This window comes from Mesorhizobium sp. B2-4-14 (genome assembly GCF_006442155.1).
In the GTDB taxonomy this organism is placed as follows: Bacteria; Pseudomonadota; Alphaproteobacteria; order Rhizobiales; family Rhizobiaceae; genus Mesorhizobium.
In genome coordinates, this window is record NZ_VFVA01000024.1 from 25,494 (window position 1) to 41,726 (window position 16,233).

General features: G+C 61.7%; 15 protein-coding genes. 12 read left to right on the plus strand and 3 right to left on the minus strand.

What is annotated here, in order from left to right; all coding sequences use genetic code 11:
* The first annotated feature begins 178 nt into the window (after positions 1-178).
* The 3 genes from aceA (at position 179) to FJ938_RS20070 (ending at position 2,450) form a co-directional block, all read left to right on the plus strand.
* Positions 179-1,468, plus strand: a complete 1,290-nt coding sequence (aceA, locus tag FJ938_RS20060; RefSeq protein ID WP_140696652.1) for an isocitrate lyase — start codon at positions 179-181, stop codon at positions 1,466-1,468.
* A gap of 57 nt (positions 1,469-1,525) precedes the next feature.
* Positions 1,526-1,768, plus strand: a complete 243-nt coding sequence (locus tag FJ938_RS20065; RefSeq protein ID WP_140696655.1) for a hypothetical protein — start codon at positions 1,526-1,528, stop codon at positions 1,766-1,768.
* A 277-nt stretch (positions 1,769-2,045) separates the two neighbouring features.
* A complete protein-coding gene (locus FJ938_RS20070; protein WP_226890701.1) occupies positions 2,046-2,450 on the plus strand; it encodes a response regulator in 405 nt (134 codons plus the stop codon).
* Between the two features lie 70 nt (positions 2,451-2,520).
* Here the strand turns inward: FJ938_RS20070 and FJ938_RS20075 are convergent, their stop codons facing one another.
* On the minus strand, positions 2,521-3,228 hold the full coding sequence (locus FJ938_RS20075; protein WP_140696659.1) for an HAD family hydrolase: 708 nt from the start codon (positions 3,226-3,228) through the stop codon (positions 2,521-2,523).
* A gap of 88 nt (positions 3,229-3,316) precedes the next feature.
* On the opposite strand from FJ938_RS20075, the gene FJ938_RS20080 reads away from it, so the two are divergent.
* From FJ938_RS20080 to FJ938_RS20105, 6 genes are all read left to right on the plus strand, one after another.
* Positions 3,317-4,138 (plus strand): hypothetical protein, encoded by an 822-nt coding sequence (locus FJ938_RS20080; RefSeq protein WP_140696662.1) that lies wholly within the window; start codon positions 3,317-3,319, stop codon positions 4,136-4,138.
* An 83-nt stretch (positions 4,139-4,221) separates the two neighbouring features.
* Entirely contained in the window at positions 4,222-5,103 is an 882-nt protein-coding gene (locus FJ938_RS20085) for an ATP-grasp fold amidoligase family protein (protein ID WP_181169147.1), read from the plus strand.
* Positions 5,104-5,197: 94 nt separating this feature from the next.
* Positions 5,198-6,634 carry a glutamine synthetase family protein gene (locus FJ938_RS20090; protein WP_181165623.1) on the plus strand — a complete coding sequence of 479 codons (1,437 nt, stop codon included), beginning with the start codon at positions 5,198-5,200 and terminating at the stop codon, positions 6,632-6,634.
* A 40-nt stretch (positions 6,635-6,674) separates the two neighbouring features.
* Positions 6,675-7,040: a four helix bundle protein gene (locus FJ938_RS20095; protein ID WP_140610303.1), complete on the plus strand. Its 366-nt coding sequence runs from the start codon at positions 6,675-6,677 to the stop codon at positions 7,038-7,040.
* Between the two features lie 52 nt (positions 7,041-7,092).
* Positions 7,093-8,379, plus strand: coding sequence for an FAD-binding oxidoreductase (locus FJ938_RS20100; protein WP_140696668.1), 1,287 nt, complete (start codon positions 7,093-7,095; stop codon positions 8,377-8,379).
* 377 nt (positions 8,380-8,756) lie between these two features.
* Positions 8,757-9,629, plus strand: a complete 873-nt coding sequence (locus FJ938_RS20105) for an SH3 domain-containing protein (RefSeq protein WP_181169148.1) — start codon at positions 8,757-8,759, stop codon at positions 9,627-9,629.
* A gap of 49 nt (positions 9,630-9,678) precedes the next feature.
* Here the strand turns inward: FJ938_RS20105 and FJ938_RS20110 are convergent, their stop codons facing one another.
* Complete coding sequence (locus FJ938_RS20110; protein WP_140696674.1) at positions 9,679-10,983, minus strand: Mur ligase family protein; 1,305 nt, start codon at positions 10,981-10,983, stop codon at positions 9,679-9,681.
* Between the two features lie 113 nt (positions 10,984-11,096).
* Positions 11,097-11,843, minus strand: coding sequence for an SDR family oxidoreductase (locus tag FJ938_RS20115; RefSeq protein ID WP_140610355.1), 747 nt, complete (start codon positions 11,841-11,843; stop codon positions 11,097-11,099).
* Positions 11,844-12,152: 309 nt separating this feature from the next.
* On the opposite strand from FJ938_RS20115, the gene zwf reads away from it, so the two are divergent.
* The 3 genes from zwf (at position 12,153) to edd (ending at position 16,217) form a co-directional block, all read left to right on the plus strand.
* On the plus strand, positions 12,153-13,622 hold the full coding sequence (gene zwf, locus FJ938_RS20120; RefSeq protein ID WP_140696677.1) for a glucose-6-phosphate dehydrogenase: 1,470 nt from the start codon (positions 12,153-12,155) through the stop codon (positions 13,620-13,622).
* A complete protein-coding gene (gene pgl / locus FJ938_RS20125) occupies positions 13,604-14,320 on the plus strand; it encodes a 6-phosphogluconolactonase (RefSeq protein WP_140696680.1) in 717 nt (238 codons plus the stop codon). The genes zwf and pgl overlap by 19 nt, the downstream gene beginning before the upstream one ends.
* Positions 14,321-14,393: 73 nt before the next feature.
* Positions 14,394-16,217 carry a phosphogluconate dehydratase gene (edd, locus tag FJ938_RS20130; protein ID WP_140696683.1) on the plus strand — a complete coding sequence of 608 codons (1,824 nt, stop codon included), beginning with the start codon at positions 14,394-14,396 and terminating at the stop codon, positions 16,215-16,217.
* Positions 16,218-16,233 lie beyond the last annotated feature (16 nt).

Genomic DNA, 16,233 nt, shown 5'->3' on the forward strand with positions numbered 1-16,233 from the left:
TACAATATTGACAAATTTACAGTGCCTTTCTGTCAAACGCAATACAGATTTTCCCTTATGTTTGGCTGAACTTCCTGATTTTTCTGGCTCATTTTGCGCTGCAATGTAAATTCAGTCACATAGCAGCGCCCCAGAAAATGGCGTTCCGACATCGTGCAGCAATCCTCCGGAGTGATCCATGACTGATTTTTACAACCTCGTTCCATCGGCGCCGGAAGGTCGCTTCGACGGCATCGAACGTCCCTATTCGCCGGAGGACGTGAAGCGGCTGCGCGGTTCGGTGCAGATCCGCCAGAGCCTCGCCGAAATGGGGGCCAACCGGCTGTGGAAGCTCATCCACGAGGAAGACTTCGTCAACGCCCTCGGCGCCATGTCGGGCAACCAGGCCATGCAGCAGGTGCGCGCCGGGCTGAAGGCAATCTACCTGTCAGGTTGGCAGGTCGCGGCCGACGCCAACACCGCCTCGGCGATGTATCCCGACCAGTCGCTTTATCCGGCCAACGCCGCGCCGGAACTCGTCAAGCGCATCAACCGCACGCTGCAGCGCGCCGACCAGATCGAAACCTCCGAAGGCAATGGGCTTTCGGTCGAGACCTGGTTCGCGCCTATCGTCGCCGACGCGGAAGCCGGCTTCGGCGGGCCGCTCAACGCCTTCGAGATCATGAAGGCGTTCATCGAGGCGGGTGCCGCCGGCGTCCACTATGAGGACCAGCTGGCATCGGAAAAGAAGTGCGGCCATCTCGGCGGCAAGGTGCTGATCCCGACGGCAGCGCATATCCGCAACCTCAACGCCGCGCGGCTGGCAGCCGACGTGATGGGCACGCCGACGCTGGTCGTGGCGCGCACCGATGCGGAAGCCGCGAAGCTTCTGACTTCCGACATCGACGAGCGCGACCAGCCCTTCGTCGACTACGACGCCGGGCGCACCGTCGAAGGTTTCTACCAGGTCAGGAACGGCATCGAACCTTGTATCGCGCGGGCCGTCGCCTATGCGCCCCATGCGGACCTGATCTGGTGCGAGACCTCGAAGCCCGACCTGGCACAGGCCAAAAAGTTCGCCGAGGGCGTGCGCAAGCACCATCCGGGCAAGTTGCTGGCCTATAATTGCTCGCCATCGTTCAACTGGAAGAAGAATCTCGACGACACCACGATCGCCAAGTTCCAGAGGGAACTCGGCGCCATGGGCTACAAGTTCCAGTTCATCACGCTGGCCGGCTTCCACCAGCTCAACTACGGCATGTTCGAACTGGCGCGCGGCTACAAGGCGAGGCAGATGGCAGCCTATTCCGAGCTGCAGGAAGCCGAGTTCGCCGCGGAGGCCAATGGCTACACCGCGACCAAGCACCAGCGCGAGGTCGGCACCGGTTATTTCGATGCCGTGTCGATGGCGATCACCGGCGGCAAGTCGTCGACCACCGCCATGCATGAATCGACCGAGCACGCACAGTTCAAACCGGCCGCGGAATAGCGGATCAGAAAACACCGAGGAAACGCCCTACAGGGCTTCAAGGACAGGAGAAGACCAATGGCATCGATAAGCCGCGTCAAGGAACGGGCGGAAGAGCAATCGACGACGATGAGCGTCGACCAGCAGGCGACGATCCGCATGCTCGCCAACGATCTGCACAGGCTCAACCAGTCGGTGATGAAGGCGGTCGAGGCAGGCGTCTCGGTGGAGCTGGTGCGCTCGGCAAGGCACCATGGCGGCGACGGCAATTGGGGCGATCTGCTGATCCCGGTGATCGTCACACAGCAGAGCCATGACTGATCGGAAATCGTTCGAACCGACCCTTCACCTGCGCAAGGTGTGCGCAGGTGAATTTTTATTTTTACGCGATCAGAGTCTGGACAGTTCAGTACAGTACTGTTGCTTGAATCCATTGTTTTCAGGGGCAAACCAGAGGCCTTTTATTTCAACTTGACATGAGCCACGATCTCACGCCAATTGTCCTCAGATTTCAACTCTGCATTGAAATGGGGGCGAACTTGGCCGACTTGGGTGCCCAGTGAATCGTGAGGGCGAGACCACAAAACATCCGAATCAGATTAGCCGGCATTCCAGCGCCGAGACGATCCGCGATCGCTCGCAAGTGCTCGTCGTCGGGAAATCGCCTATCAACCGTGTGGTGGTATCGAAGATCGTCGAGCGTTCCGGGCTCAGACCAATCTCGGAATCACCCGATACGGCGGCGAGGATCTTGCGGTCGCTCGTACCCGGCGTGATTGTGCTGGACGGCGGCTCCGACAACAAGGACTGCGACAATCTGATGTCCGGCATCGAAACGTTGCGGCGGACTTCGGGGAACTCGCTTCCTCCCGTGATCCTGCTTTCAACCAAGAATGGCACGCCCGAGAGCCTGGGCCTGTCGAGCATCGTCGACGTCGTGGTCGCCAAGCCGATCACGCCTGAGCGGCTGCAGCCGGTGATCGATCGCCTGATCAGCCGGTAGAGCAATTCCAGGGAAAAGTGCAACGTTTTTCCGTACGGAATTGCGCAAAAACAAAGAGTTGAGGCGGCGATCAGCCCGATTTCCCGATGCTTTCGACCAGTGCGGGCAACAGCCCAAGATCGGCTATCTGACGGAACCGCGGCTCGGCGACCGGCGCCTCGACATGCTCGAGCACCCAGGTCAGTTCGTGCGGCACATGGACACCCCAGCCGCCGGCCTCGATCGCCGGCACCACGTCCGACTTCAGCGAATTGCCGACCATCATGCTCTTTGCGGGACCGTCACCGTGGCGGCTGAAGAGGCGCGCATAGGTCGCGGCACTCTTGTCGCTGACGATCTCGACCGCGTCGAACAGATCGCCAAGGCCGGACCCGGCCAGCTTGCGCTCCTGGTCGAAAAGGTCGCCCTTGGTGATCAGCACGAGGCGGAATGTGCCGGCAAGCTTCTCCACCGTCTCACGCGCGTGCGGCAAAGGCTCGATCGGATGGTTCAGCATCTCACGGCCGGCATCGAGAATTTCAGATATGACCGCAGCCGGCACGCGCCCATCGGTGACCTCGATCGCCGTCTCGATCATCGACAGAGTAAATCCCTTGATGCCGAAACCATAAACGACAAGGTTGCGCCGTTCGGCCTCGAGCAATCGGGCTGAAATCTGCTTCTCCTCGCCATGATCGGCAAGCATGGCCGCGAAGCGCTTTTCCGTCATGCGGAAGAATTGCTCGTTCTGCCAAAGCGTATCATCGGCATCGAAGCCTATCGTCGTCAAGGACTGCATGATCGTGACGGTTCCAGCGTGATGAAGGTGGCGATATGGACGTCGTTATCAGGCGCTGCTAGCAAGAGGAACATAAAGCGTGTGGCACATGCAGAAATTCAAGTCCTGGAAGGTTGACCTCGAGCGGCTTTTGCAGAGCTTGTGGGACCGCACGCCCACCGAAGTGATCAACAGCATTCGCGACCTCGGCGTCGCCATGGGCCCCGATGCGAGCGAGGCGCTGCTCGACAGCCATCCGGAATTCTTCGCCTACCGACCGGCCCTGACCCAGATTTTCGCCGACATGGTCCATGCGCAGGACGTCGCAGAAATCGCGCAGATGTTGCAGCAGGACCTGCAGAGCGGAGAGTCTTTCGGACAGATCGCGGCAGAGAAGACCGACATTGGCGTGCTGTCTTCGAAAGATGCCTACAAACGCCTCGATGAAGTGTTCGATCATGCCAATTTCGATGACTGCCATCGCGCTATCATGGTCGGCTGCGGCGGACGGCCATTTACCATGTTCCGCATTCACGACCAGACAACGGTTCCTGAAATTGTCGGTCTCGACATTGTCCCCGAGGCGGTGGAGACCGCGAACAGGCTCGCGGCGAAGCTGAACTATACGCGCTTGCGTGCGGAGCTTTGCAACGGTTGCCACTATGATTATGGCGCGGCTCAGATCGTCTATGTCGCCAGCATGGTTTCACCAAAGGCCGCCGTTGTGTCGCGCATTGCGGACACCGCGCCGGATGGTGTGCAAATCATTCTGTGGGAGCCCTGTTCCCTCGCTCGGCTCTGGTCGGAAAGCGCCGAACGAGAGCTCGACCCCCGCCTCGAAGTCATCGGTCGCACCAGTATCTCGCGCAACATGACCAGGGACGTGTTCGTGAGACGACGCGCAGCGGTCACGCACGAACCTCAGAGGTAAGCATGCCATCGTTGCGGATGAGCGACCGAGCGATATTGCACCTGGCGAGAGCATGGTGCTTTCTGCGCCATCCAGCGATCTGCATGCGCACATTCAACCATAGCGGCATGTTGCCCCATCCGGCGAGGCCGTCTACCTACGTCGACAAATTCCTGTGGCGCAAGATCTTCGACCACAATCCCTTCTTCGCCACGGCGTGCGACAAGCTCGCTTCGAAGGCATATGCCCTGTCCACATGCCCTGAACTTCGCAGCGCCAAGGTCCTGTGGTCCGGGCGCAATGCGAGAGAGATTCCGGCTGAGCTGCTGGCCGGTGACGTGGTCGTCAAGGCCAATCACGGCTGCCGCTGGAACATCATGATCCGCAACGGTCGCGTGGACAAAGCCAAGCTGACGCGAAGAACATCGCGCTGGATGCGCCGCCGCTATGGCAGGAAGTTCGGCGAGTGGGGCTACAAAGGCGCCGAGCGAAAAGTGTTCGTAGAGGAAATGCTGCTGGAGGACGGCCAGCCGATCCGTCTGGAATACAAATTCCATGTTTCGAACGGCACGACGGCATATGTCTATGCCGCGCGCCGGGATGAACATGGCAACGAACAGAAGTGTCATTTCGATCGTGATGGCATCTATGCTCCACCACCTGACGGCAGCGGCAAGCAGTGGGTGCTTATCGACCTGCCGGCCTCGTTTGTGCGCATGCGCGCGATCGCCGAAACGCTGACCGCGATATTCGATCATATGCGCTGTGATTTCTATGAGAAGAACGGCGACATCTTCTTTTCCGAATTCTCCGTCTATCCGCTGTCCGGCAAGGGCATCATCAATACCAGGCTCAGAGACTTATGCGGCGAAAACTGGGATCTGCGTCAATCCTGGTTTCTAACCACGCCGCAGCGCGGCTGGCGCAGGCTCTACGCAGCGGCCTTGCGCCGCTGGCTGGAGACCCTGCCCGGCAAGCCCGCATGACGGCGCCTTCCACACCCAGGTCCTTTCACCGGCTCCCCTTCCCTTCCGTCGTGCCGCACGGCTATACTCCAAAATCCGCAACTCAATCTGGTGAATGATGCCGCCTGCAAAAAAGGAAGTCCGTCCGTCGAGCCGCGGAGGACGTGTCCGCACGCCTGCCTTCGTGAAGAGCCAACGTGGCGTCAAGAACTGGAAGGAAGTCAGCGCCTGGCTTGAATGGCGCGGCATCGAGGACATCGAATGCATCACGCCTGACCAGGCTGGGGTCGCACGCGGCAAGATGATGCCGTCGAAGAAATTCACCTCCAACACCTCGCTGGCCCTGCCTTCTGCCGTTTTCATGACGACGATTTCCGGCGGTTATCCCGAGGACGGCAACGGCTTCCACTATCCCGAGGATGACGGCGACCTCAAACTGATGCCGGACCTGTCGACGCTGACGGTGGTGCCTTGGGAGGAGGATCCGACGGCCGCCGTCATCTGTGACCTCGTGCATCAGGATGGCCGCTCGGTGGAGTTCACGCCGCGCAACGTGCTGAAGCGTGTCATTGCCGCCTATGACAAGCTCGGGCTGAAGCCAGTGGTAGCGCCCGAGATCGAATTCTATCTCGTGCGCAAGAATCCGGATCCGGATTATCCGCTGACCCCGCCTGTCGGCCGTTCGGGGCGCGCGATCGGCGGCGGCGCCGGCTATTCGATCGCCGGCGTCAACGAATTCGACGAACTGATCGACGACATCTACCATTTCTCCGAAGGACAAGGCCTGGAGATCGATACGCTCATCCATGAAGAGGGTGCGGGCCAACTCGAGATCAACCTGCGCCACGGCGATCCCGTCGAGCTTGCCGACCAGGTGTTCATGTTCAAGCGCACCATTCGCGAGGCGGCGCTGAAACATGAGATCTATGCGACCTTCATGGCCAAGCCGATCCAGGGCCAGCCGGGCTCGGCCATGCATATCCACCAGTCGATCATCGACAAGAAGACGGGCCGGAACATCTTTTCGGCCGAGGACGGCTCGGAAACCGAGGACTTCTTCCATTTCATCGGCGGCATGCAGAAGCATGTGCCGAACGCGCTGGTGATGTTCGCGCCCTATGTCAATTCCTATCGCCGGCTGACACAGGCGGCCTCGGCTCCGGTCAACAACAAATGGGGCTATGACAACCGCACCACGGCGTTCCGCGTACCGCGTTCCGACCCGGCGGCGCGACGCGTCGAAAACCGCATCCCGTCCTCCGACGCCAACCCCTACCTGGCCCTGGCGGCTTCGCTTGCCTGCGGGCTGATCGGCATCACCAGGAAGATCAAGGCCGAACCGCCGGTGCTGACCACCGCCAATGCCGACGAGATCGACCTGCCGCGCAGCCTGCTCGAAGCCGTCGACCTGTTCGAAAGCGACGAAGAACTCGGCGCGATCCTGGGTAAGTCCTTCGCCGCTACCTACGCCGCGATCAAGCGGGCGGAATTCGAGACCTTCATGGAGGTGATCAGTCCGTGGGAGAGGGAATATCTGCTGCTGAATGTTTAGGGAAATAGGGAGTAAGGCAGTAGGGCAGTAGGGGAAGACTATGGCGAAGATCGAATCTTACAGAGATTTGGTCGTCTGGCAGCAAGCCATGGATCTTGTCGTCTCAATCTACGAAACGACAAAAGCCTGGCCGAAAGAAGAGCTCTATGGATTGACAGCTCAGCTGCGCAGGGCAGCCACTTCCGTGCCTGCCAATATCGCCGGGGGTTATGGGCGAGAAAGCCGAGCTTCCTATCAGCAATTTCTCAGGATTGCGCAGGGATCGCTCAAAGAATTGGAGACCCATTTGCTGATCGCACAGCGCGTCGGAATCACCTCCCATAAGGCAACCGAACCGTTGATGACTCGGAGTGAGAGCGTGGGAACGCTCTTGCGGCTTCTGATCCGCAAATTGTCGCCAGAATAGCTCTACCTACTGCCCTACTGCCCTACTGCCCTACTGACCTACCGTGAGCATCATGCCTTACCAATCCCCGATTTCTCCCGGCCGTTCCTGGTATGAGGATACGGCCGGGCCACGGCCTGAATATCCGGCGCTGGACGGTGACCGGAGCTGTGACGTCGTCATCATCGGCGGCGGTTTCACTGGTCTGTCGGCGGCGACGCATCTGGCCAAGGCAGGGACCAATGTCGTCCTGATCGAAGCGTACCGCTTCGGCGACGGCGCGTCCGGACGCAATGGCGGCCAGCTTGGCACCGGACAGCGCGCCTGGGCCGAGGATCTCGAGGCCGAATACGGCTTGTCCCGCGCCAAGGCGCTGTTCGATCTTGCCGAGGAGGCGAAGGCGCATCTGCTTGAATTCGCCGCCGCCAACCAGATCGAGATCGACTACGTGCCGGGCCAGCTTTCGGTGGCGCACAAGCCGCGCTATGTCGACGACTACAAGGCGCATGCCGAGATCATGGCCAAACGTTTCTCCTACCCGCACATCTCGTTCATGGATGCCAAGGAAACGGCGGAGCGGCTGGGCTCGACCGCCTATTTCGGCGGCACGCGCGATACCGGCACCGGCCATATCCATCCCATGAAGCTGGTGATCGGCACGGCCAGGGTGGCGGCAAAGGCCGGCGCGCGGCTCTTCGAAAGGACACCTTCGACCGGCATCATTTCCGCTGGTGGCAAGGTCAAGGTTTCGACGCCGAGAGGTACGGTGAGCGCTCAGAAATGCCTGATCGCCGTTAACGCCTATGGTGGTACGCTCGAGCCGGTAAGCGCCGCACACATCATGCCGATCGGGTCGTTCATCGGCGCGACCGTGCCCTTGGGAGCGGATTCAGAAGTTCTGCCGGGCGGCGAGTCGGTCGATGATTCGCGCTTCGTCGTGCGCTATTTCCGCAAGTCGGCGGACGGCCGGCTGCTGTTCGGCGGACGCGAGATTTATGGCGTCAACGACCCAAAGGATATCCACATCCATATCCGCCGTCAGATCGCCGAACTCTATCCGGCGCTGAGCGATGTCGAGATTACCCATGGCTGGGGCGGCTATGTCGGCATCACGATGCCGAGAAAACCATTCGTGCGCGAAGTGATGCCGAATGTGATCTCGGCTGGCGGCTATTCCGGCCATGGCGTCATGCTGTCGAACTTCTTCGGCAAGCTCTACGCCGAGACCGTCGCCGGCAATCGCGACCGGCTGAAACTGATCGAGGACCTGAAAATTCCGCCATTTCCCGGCGGCCGCCGTCTGCGCGCGCCGCTGCTTTTCCTGGCGCTCAACTGGTTTGCGCTGCGCGACAGGATCTGATGCAAATCGCCTGAACGCGGCCCGCTTTGGGAGGAACGACACTCACGAAAATAGGGGCCAAGGGGCGTCGACTGGACCCGTTTCGACGCTGTGCGCTTGGGATCGCCACGGCCCCATGCGATCACGATCCCGTATAATATTGTAATATCCATGTAATATTTGTTGCCCGGGCGGGACATTGCGGAATTCCCGGCAAAAGCGCAGAATCTCTCACAATGGCGCACTGATGCCACAATCGCGGGCGAAAGGTCCGCATCTGGGCGAATGTTCGGGGATTGTTGCGGGCCTTCCCGCGTTTTTGGGACCGATGCTGATCAAACGCATGATTTGCGGGATTTGATCGAAAGAACACCGGCCCGCTTATGGAGGTGGCAAGAGTGAAAGAGCCCTTCAGTTTCGGTGCTCCGGAACGTCGGCGCTTCGCCATGCAGTTCGGCTACGACATGCGTCCGTCCTTCTGGCAGGAAGTCCGTTCGAATTCGCATCTGGTGATTGCCGCGATCGGCACCGCCGCGCTGCTAGGCGTGGCTGCGGTCGCGCTCTGGCTGGCATTGCCGGCCAGCGAGCGGCAAGCGGTCGCTAGCACTGAACAGACGATTCCGGCCAACCCGGTGAAAATGACGAAGATCGCCCCGTCGGGAACGACGGTGGCCGCGGCAGCGGTGCCGCAGGTGACGCACAAGGCCGATCAGGTTTCGCGGGCCGTGGCTGTCGCCGAGGCCGCCATTCCCGCGCTCGCGGCCAATGACCCTCGCTGGACCGGCTCGCAGGCAAAAACCGTATCGGCTCCCGCCCCGGCTTCCACCGGTCCGACCGCAGGCAAGACCGAACAGCCGACGGACAAAACCGCCGCCGTGGCGGCGTTTGCTCAACCGTCGGCCGATAAGGATGCCGCCACCGAGCTGGCCAGGGTTGCCGCGCCGGCACCGGCAGCAGCCAGTAATCCCGATGGCGCACAGACTGCCGCCATTCCGGAGGTTCAGCCGCAAATACCGGAACAGCAGCCGGCGGCCGCCGAGGATAATGGCGGCAAGGACAAGGTCAAGCCGCACAAGGCAGCTGCGGCCGGCACCGGACGAATTCTCCGGCCGGTGACCATGCGCAGCAGTCCGAAGAAGAATGCAGCCGCTATCGTCACGGTGCCCGCCAAGACCTCGGTGCAGGTGATGAGCTGCAAGAAGTGGTGCCAGATCGTCTATGACGGCAAGACCGGCTGGGTCTACAAGAGCTATATCAAAACTGGCGCCTGACGTGCCTGAACGTCCGGTGAGCACGGCCGGCCCGCTACCGGGATAGGCCCTATCGTGCCCTGCCGCCGAACACGCGTCGCAAGCGCTGCCATCTTTTGGCGCGCCTGCGTTGCCTGACATAGTCGCCATGCTGCTCGAAAGGAACTTCGTACAGGCCGCAAGTGTCGCAGCTCTCCCGCTTGCCGCAGACGGGAATCCAGCATTTGACATCATGCGTCCAGGCGAGCGCCACGCGCTCCAGGTGAAGGTTTGAAGAGCTTTTGAGGAGTATAAGCTCACCCGGCACCGCCGTGCGCTTGATGTGGTCAGAGACTTCCTTCGCCGTGCGAAGCTCGACAAATCGGCCGCTGTCGCGGTCAGCCTGCCCCGCCCCGGAGCGATGGGCATTATCACCGCTATAGATCACCTGATCGGCGATTTCCCGCGCGGTTTGGTAGGCGTAGGCGTATTTCTTGGTCGAGCCGGAGTAATCCGAAATCTGGCCAAGCACGATGCGTTTTCGGCTAGCACTCGCCTTGGCCATCAAATCCAAGGCAAGATTGATCGAGTGCCAGGGTGCCTTGGCGGCATCGACAACGAATTGCGGACCGCCTTCGGTGACAAGCACGGCACAGCGATTTGCCAATGGCTGGAAAGTCGCCACCTGGGGGGCAACCTTGTCCGGCGGAACGCCGAGTTCGAGCGCCGTCGCCACGGCAGCAGCGGTCGGCAACCAGAAGTGTTCGGCTGGAAATGGCGTTTGAAGTTCAAGCATGCCTCCCCGCCAATGGATCGAAAGCGTCAGCCGATCCGGGTAGGCGGCGTGGATATCTGTCACACGATAATCGGCCAGTTGCGACGTGCCGAAGGTGACGACGCGGCATCTGGCGCCTTCAGCCATGCCGGCCACCAGGGGGTCGTCGGCATTGAGGACGGCAAGGCCGTCCGGCCGCAACGCCTCGACCAATGCACGTTTTTCGACGGCAATGTTTTCCACGGTCCTGAAACTGGCAAAATGCTCAAGGCGAACCATGGTGACGATAGCCACATGCGGCTGCAGCATTTCCGCCATTGGCCGGATCGTATCAATGCCAAAGGCCCCGGCTTCGAAAACGACATAGTCGACCTCGCCCGCTCGCTTCATGCGTTTGTAGAGCGTGCTGACCAGCGACTTGATGGTGTTGGCGAGAACTCGCGCATAGGTCGGTCCATGGGCGGCCAATATATGCCCAAGCAGCGCCGTGACGGTCGATTTTCCCGAACTGCCGGTGACGCCGATGAAGGTCGCCTTGCTTTTCGCGCGCGCGCGCCTTGCCCTGTAGGTCCTGACGCGCTGCCGCAGGTTTTCGCGAACTTTCCGCAATCTCGCGTTCATCGCATCGGCCCCTAGCCTCCGAAAGAACTCTAAGCGGTGGGAACCTCAAGTCAAATCGAAGCCGGTTGCGGTCGAATCGACGATGCCATTGCCTGGCTTGTCGAAGATGCGCTTCAGATGCAGCGGCCGCCATCGACCTCCAGCGCCACGCCGGTGATGAAAGCGGCTTCGTCCGATGCCAACCACAGTGCCGCATTGGCGATATCGAGCGGCGTCGACAGCCGGCCGAGCGGAATCGAGGCGCGGAATGTCTCGCGGATTTCGGGCGTATCGACGCCCATGAACTTCTCCAGCATGCCCGTCTCGCCGGCGACCGGGCAGAGGCAGTTGACGCGGATGTTCTTCGGCGCCAGTTCCACCGCCATAGACTTGGTGGCGGTGATCGCCCAGCCCTTCGAGGCATTGTACCAGGTGAGACCAGGCCGTGGCCGCAGCCCCGCGGTGGAGGCCGTGGTCAGGATGACGCCGCCACCTTGCCGTTCCATGATCGGCACGACCGCAAGGGCGGCATGGTAGATCGCCTTCATGTTGACGGCCGTGATCAGGTCGAAGGTTTCCTCGTCGACCTTGAGCATGTCGCCGTTGCGATGCGTGAATCCGGCATTGTTGACCATGATGTCGATGCGGCCGAAGGCGCTTCTGGCGGCATAGACCATCTCGTCGAATTCAGAGCGCAGCGAAACGTCGGTCTGCGTCCAGATCGCCGCCTCGCCGATCTCGCCGGCGACGCGCTCCGCGCCCTTGGCGTTGAGATCGGCGACAACGACCCTGGCGCCCTCCTCGGCAAAGCGCCTGGCCATGCCTTCGCCAAAGCCCGAGGCCGCGCCGGTGATGACGGCAACCTTGTTTTCCAGACGCATGCTTTTCCCGCTCATTGATGTCCTCGATATCATTCCCCAGCTTGCACAATAGGCTGACGGCCGATGCGGTCCACACCGCGAGATTTCTCCCTTAGCTTTCGTCACATTCACGTTCTATGCTGCAACTGCGAAAGCTTCTGGAGTCTTCGTTCACCGACAAGACTCCGGCTGTCGCCAGTGTCAAGCGCACATGTGGACCCACGCATTATCCTGCGATTGGTCCTGATGTGACACCATGGCACTGGAAAATTTAAATCGATTAGAATATACCAGCCGCGTACTCGCGAGCGGCGTCAAAGCGGACAGACCATGACCAGCCAGATCATCCCCGTCGATCCTTTCGACTTCATCATCTTCGGCGGTACCGGCGACCTGTCGGAGCGCAAGCTTCTGCCGTCGCTCTACTATCGCCAGCGCGACCATCAATTCTCGGAGCCGACGCGCATCATCGGCACGTCGCGCTCGAAGATGAGCGACGAGGAATTCCGGGCCTTTGCCAAGCAGGCGATCTCGGACCATGTGAAGCCAGCAGACATCGACCCGAAGGAACTGGCAACATTCCTGGCCAGGCTAACCTACGTCGCGGCGGACGCGACCAACGGCGCCGGCTTCGACAAGTTGAAAAAGGCGATCGGCGACAGCGATCGCATCCGGGCCTTCTATCTGGCGGTGGCGCCGGCGCTGTTCGGCGATATCTCGCACCAGCTCCAGGAGCACAAGCTGATCACGCCGAACTCGCGCATCGTGCTGGAGAAGCCGATCGGCCGCGACCTTGCCTCGGCGCGCGCGCTCAACGACGCCGTGGGCGACGATTTCCACGAAAGCCAGATCTTCCGCATCGATCACTATCTCGGCAAGGAGACGGTGCAGAACCTGATGGCGCTGCGCTTTGCCAATGCTCTGTACGAGCCTTTGTGGAATTCCGCTCAGATCGACCATGTGCAGATCACCGTCGCCGAGACCGTGGGACTGGAGGACCGCGTCACCTACTACGACAAGGCCGGCGCGCTGCGCGACATGGTGCAGAACCACATGCTGCAGCTCCTGTGCCTGGTTGCCATGGAAACGCCGTCCTCGATGGACGCGGACGCCGTGCGCGACGAGAAGCTGAAGGTGCTGAGGGCGCTCAAACGCATCAACGGCAACGAAGCGCCGAAGCACACGGTACGCGGCCAGTATCGCGCCGGTGCGTCCGCCGGCGGTCCGGTCAAGGGATATGTCGAGGAACTCGGCAAGGACAGCACCACAGAGACCTTCGTCGCCATCAGGGCCGAAATCGGCAACTGGCGATGGGCCGGCGTTCCCTTCTATCTCAGGACCGGCAAGCGGCTGGCGACCCGCGTCTCGGAAATCGTCATCGAATTCAAGCCGATCCCCTATTCGATCTTCGGCGACAGTGCCGGCCCCATCTTCGCCAACCAGCTGGTCATCCGGCTGCAGCCGGACGAAGGCGTCAAGCAGTTCATCATGATCAAGGATCCGGGTCCGGGCGGCATGCGGCTGCGCCAGATCTCGCTCGACATGAGCTTTGCGCAATCCTTCGACGGCCGCGCGCCCGACGCCTATGAGCGGCTGATCATGGATGTCATCCGTGGCAACCAGACGCTGTTCATGCGCCGCGACGAAGTGGAGGCCGCCTGGAAGTGGATCGACCCGATCCAGAATGCCTGGGAAAGCGCCAGGCAGGAGGCGCAAGGCTATACGGCAGGCACCTGGGGCCCGTCGGCCTCGATAGCGCTGATCGAACGTGACGGGCGGACATGGCACGAGAGCAATTGAACAGCACCAGCTACAACTGGAATGCCTTTCCCGATCGCCCGGCGCTGGCGGCGGCACTGGCTGGGCGCGTTGCCGACCGCCTGATCAAGGCGATCGCCGAGCGCGGCGCTGCGTTGCTGGCTGTCTCCGGCGGCACGACGCCGGCAAAATTCTTTGCCGCGCTCTCGGCGGCGCCGATCGCCTGGGACAAGGTGATCGTGACGCTGGTCGACGAGCGTTTCGTGCCGGCCTCCTCGCCCCGCTCCAATGCCGGGCTGGTGGCCGCCAATCTGTTGCAGAACGCGGCCAAAGCGGCGCGTTTCGTGCCGCTCTATCATGAGGCCGCCGGCATCGAGGCTGCGGCGGCATCCGACGATGCGGCATTGCGGTCCCTGCCCTGGCCGCTCGATGTCGTGGTGCTTGGCATGGGGCCGGACGGCCACACCGCCTCGTTCTTTCCCGATGCCGACGATCTGCCGAAGTTGCTCGACCCGGCTACCGACAGGATCATCCTGCCGGTTCACGCGGCAAGTGCCGGCGAGCCACGGCTGACGCTCTCGCTGGCACGCATCATCGATGCCGGCTTCATCGCGCTGCATATAGAGGGCGAGGACAAGCGCACCGCTTTCGACGACGCAGTCGCGACCGAGCCGCGCAAGCCGATACGCGCCGTACTCGATGCCGCTCCCAGACCCGTAGAGGTTTTCTGGACGCCCTGATTTCACGTTTGAAGTGGTCCCGGCAAACGGCGGGAGGATGTTTCCGGGACCTCGCCTGAAAGGACCTGATGCCATGACCGCAAGACGCGACATCGAAGCCATCACCGAGCGCATCCGCCAACGTTCGAAAGCAGGCCGCGAGGCCTATCTCGGCCGCATCGCCGGCGCATCGAACCAGACCGCCAACCGGTCGGTGCTATCCTGCGGCAATCTTGCCCATGGCTTTGCGGTCTGCAGCCCTTCGGAAAAGCTGGCGCTCGGCGCCGACAAGGTGCCTAATCTCGGTATCATTACCTCCTACAACGACATGCTGTCGGCGCATCAGCCGTTCGAGACCTACCCTGCCCTGATCAAGGAGGCCGCGCGCGAGGCCGGCGGCATCGCCCAAGTGGCCGGCGGCGTGCCGGCAATGTGCGATGGTGTCACACAAGGCCAGCCCGGCATGGAGTTGTCGCTGTTTTCGCGCGACGTGATTGCCATGGCCGCCGCGATCGGCCTGTCGCACAACATGTTCGATGCCGCCGTCTATCTCGGGGTCTGCGACAAGATCGTGCCGGGACTTGTTATCGCGGCACTGACCTTCGGCCATCTGCCGGCGGTTTTCATTCCGGCGGGGCCGATGACGACCGGGTTGCCCAATGACGAGAAAGCCAAGGTCCGCCAACTCTATGCCGAAGGCAAGGTCGGACGGCCCGAACTGCTTGAGGCGGAGTCCAAATCCTATCATGGGCCGGGCACCTGCACTTTCTATGGCACGGCGAATTCCAACCAGATGCTGATGGAGATCATGGGCCTGCACACGCCCGGCGCCTCCTTCGTCAATCCCGGCACGCCGCTGCGCGAGGCGTTGACCCGTGAGGCGACGAAGCGGGCGCTGGCGATCACCGCGCTCGGCAATGCCTATACGCCGGTCGGGCGCATGATCGACGAGCGTTCTGTCGTCAACGGCGTCGTCGGCCTGCACGCCACCGGCGGCTCGACCAATCACACGATCCACCTGATCGCGATGGCGGCTGCAGCCGGCATCGCGCTGACCTGGCAGGATATTTCAGACCTCTCGGAAGCAGTGCCGCTCCTGGCACGCGTCTATCCGAATGGCCTTGCCGACGTGAATCATTTCCAGGCCGCCGGCGGGCTCGGCTTCCTGATCCGCGAACTGCTCGACGAAGGCGTCCTGCATGAGGATGTGCAGACCGTGTGGGGCGAAGGCTTGCGGCCCTATGCGGTCGAGGCGAAGCTCGGCGCCGACGGCAGCGTTGTGCGTGAACCCGCGCCGCGCGCCAGCGGCGATGAAAAGGTGCTGGCGCCGTTCAAGAAGGCATTCCAGCCGACGGGCGGCCTGAAGGTGCTTTCGGGCAATCTCGGCCACGCCGTGATCAAGACCTCCGCGGTCAAGCCGGAACGGCGCATCATCGAGGCGCCGGCCAAGGTGTTCGACAGCCAGCAGGGCCTGAACGAAGCGTTCAAGGCGGGCACGCTGACCGGCGACTTTATTGCCGTCATCCGCTTCCAGGGGCCGAAGGCCAACGGCATGCCGGAACTGCACAAGCTGACCACCGTGCTCGGCATCCTGCAGGATCGCGGCCAGCGCGTCGCGCTGGTGACCGACGGGCGGATGTCAGGCGCTTCCGGCAAGGTGCCGGCGGCGATCCATGTGACGCCGGAAGCGGTCGAGGACGGGCCGATCGCCAGGATCCATGAGGGCGACATCATCCGCCTCGACGCCGATGCCGGAACGCTGGAGGTGCTGATACCGGGGACGGAATTCGCGCTGCGCCGCACCGCCGAAGCCGACCTCATCGGCAACGAGTTCGGCTTCGGGCGCGAGCTTTTCGCCGGCTTGCGGCAGCTGGTGGGCCGCGCCGATCACGGCGCCAGCGCGTTCGGGACCGCCTGAGTTCTCTCCAAGCCAT

Coding starts and splice junctions, on each gene's coding strand:
- aceA (WP_140696652.1), top strand. CDS start 179: ATGACTGATTTTTACAACCTCGTTCCATCGGCGCCGGAAGGTCGCTTC.
- FJ938_RS20080 (WP_140696662.1), top strand. CDS start 3,317: ATGCAGAAATTCAAGTCCTGGAAGGTTGACCTCGAGCGGCTTTTGCAG.
- FJ938_RS20110 (WP_140696674.1), bottom strand. CDS start 10,983: ATGAACGCGAGATTGCGGAAAGTTCGCGAAAACCTGCGGCAGCGCGTC.
- FJ938_RS20065 (WP_140696655.1), top strand. CDS start 1,526: ATGGCATCGATAAGCCGCGTCAAGGAACGGGCGGAAGAGCAATCGACG.
- FJ938_RS20090 (WP_181165623.1), top strand. CDS start 5,198: ATGATGCCGCCTGCAAAAAAGGAAGTCCGTCCGTCGAGCCGCGGAGGA.
- zwf (WP_140696677.1), top strand. CDS start 12,153: ATGACCAGCCAGATCATCCCCGTCGATCCTTTCGACTTCATCATCTTC.
- FJ938_RS20075 (WP_140696659.1), bottom strand. CDS start 3,228: ATGCAGTCCTTGACGACGATAGGCTTCGATGCCGATGATACGCTTTGG.
- FJ938_RS20100 (WP_140696668.1), top strand. CDS start 7,093: ATGCCTTACCAATCCCCGATTTCTCCCGGCCGTTCCTGGTATGAGGAT.
- FJ938_RS20085 (WP_181169147.1), top strand. CDS start 4,222: ATGCGCACATTCAACCATAGCGGCATGTTGCCCCATCCGGCGAGGCCG.
- FJ938_RS20095 (WP_140610303.1), top strand. CDS start 6,675: ATGGCGAAGATCGAATCTTACAGAGATTTGGTCGTCTGGCAGCAAGCC.
- edd (WP_140696683.1), top strand. CDS start 14,394: ATGACCGCAAGACGCGACATCGAAGCCATCACCGAGCGCATCCGCCAA.
- pgl (WP_140696680.1), top strand. CDS start 13,604: ATGGCACGAGAGCAATTGAACAGCACCAGCTACAACTGGAATGCCTTT.
- FJ938_RS20115 (WP_140610355.1), bottom strand. CDS start 11,843: ATGCGTCTGGAAAACAAGGTTGCCGTCATCACCGGCGCGGCCTCGGGC.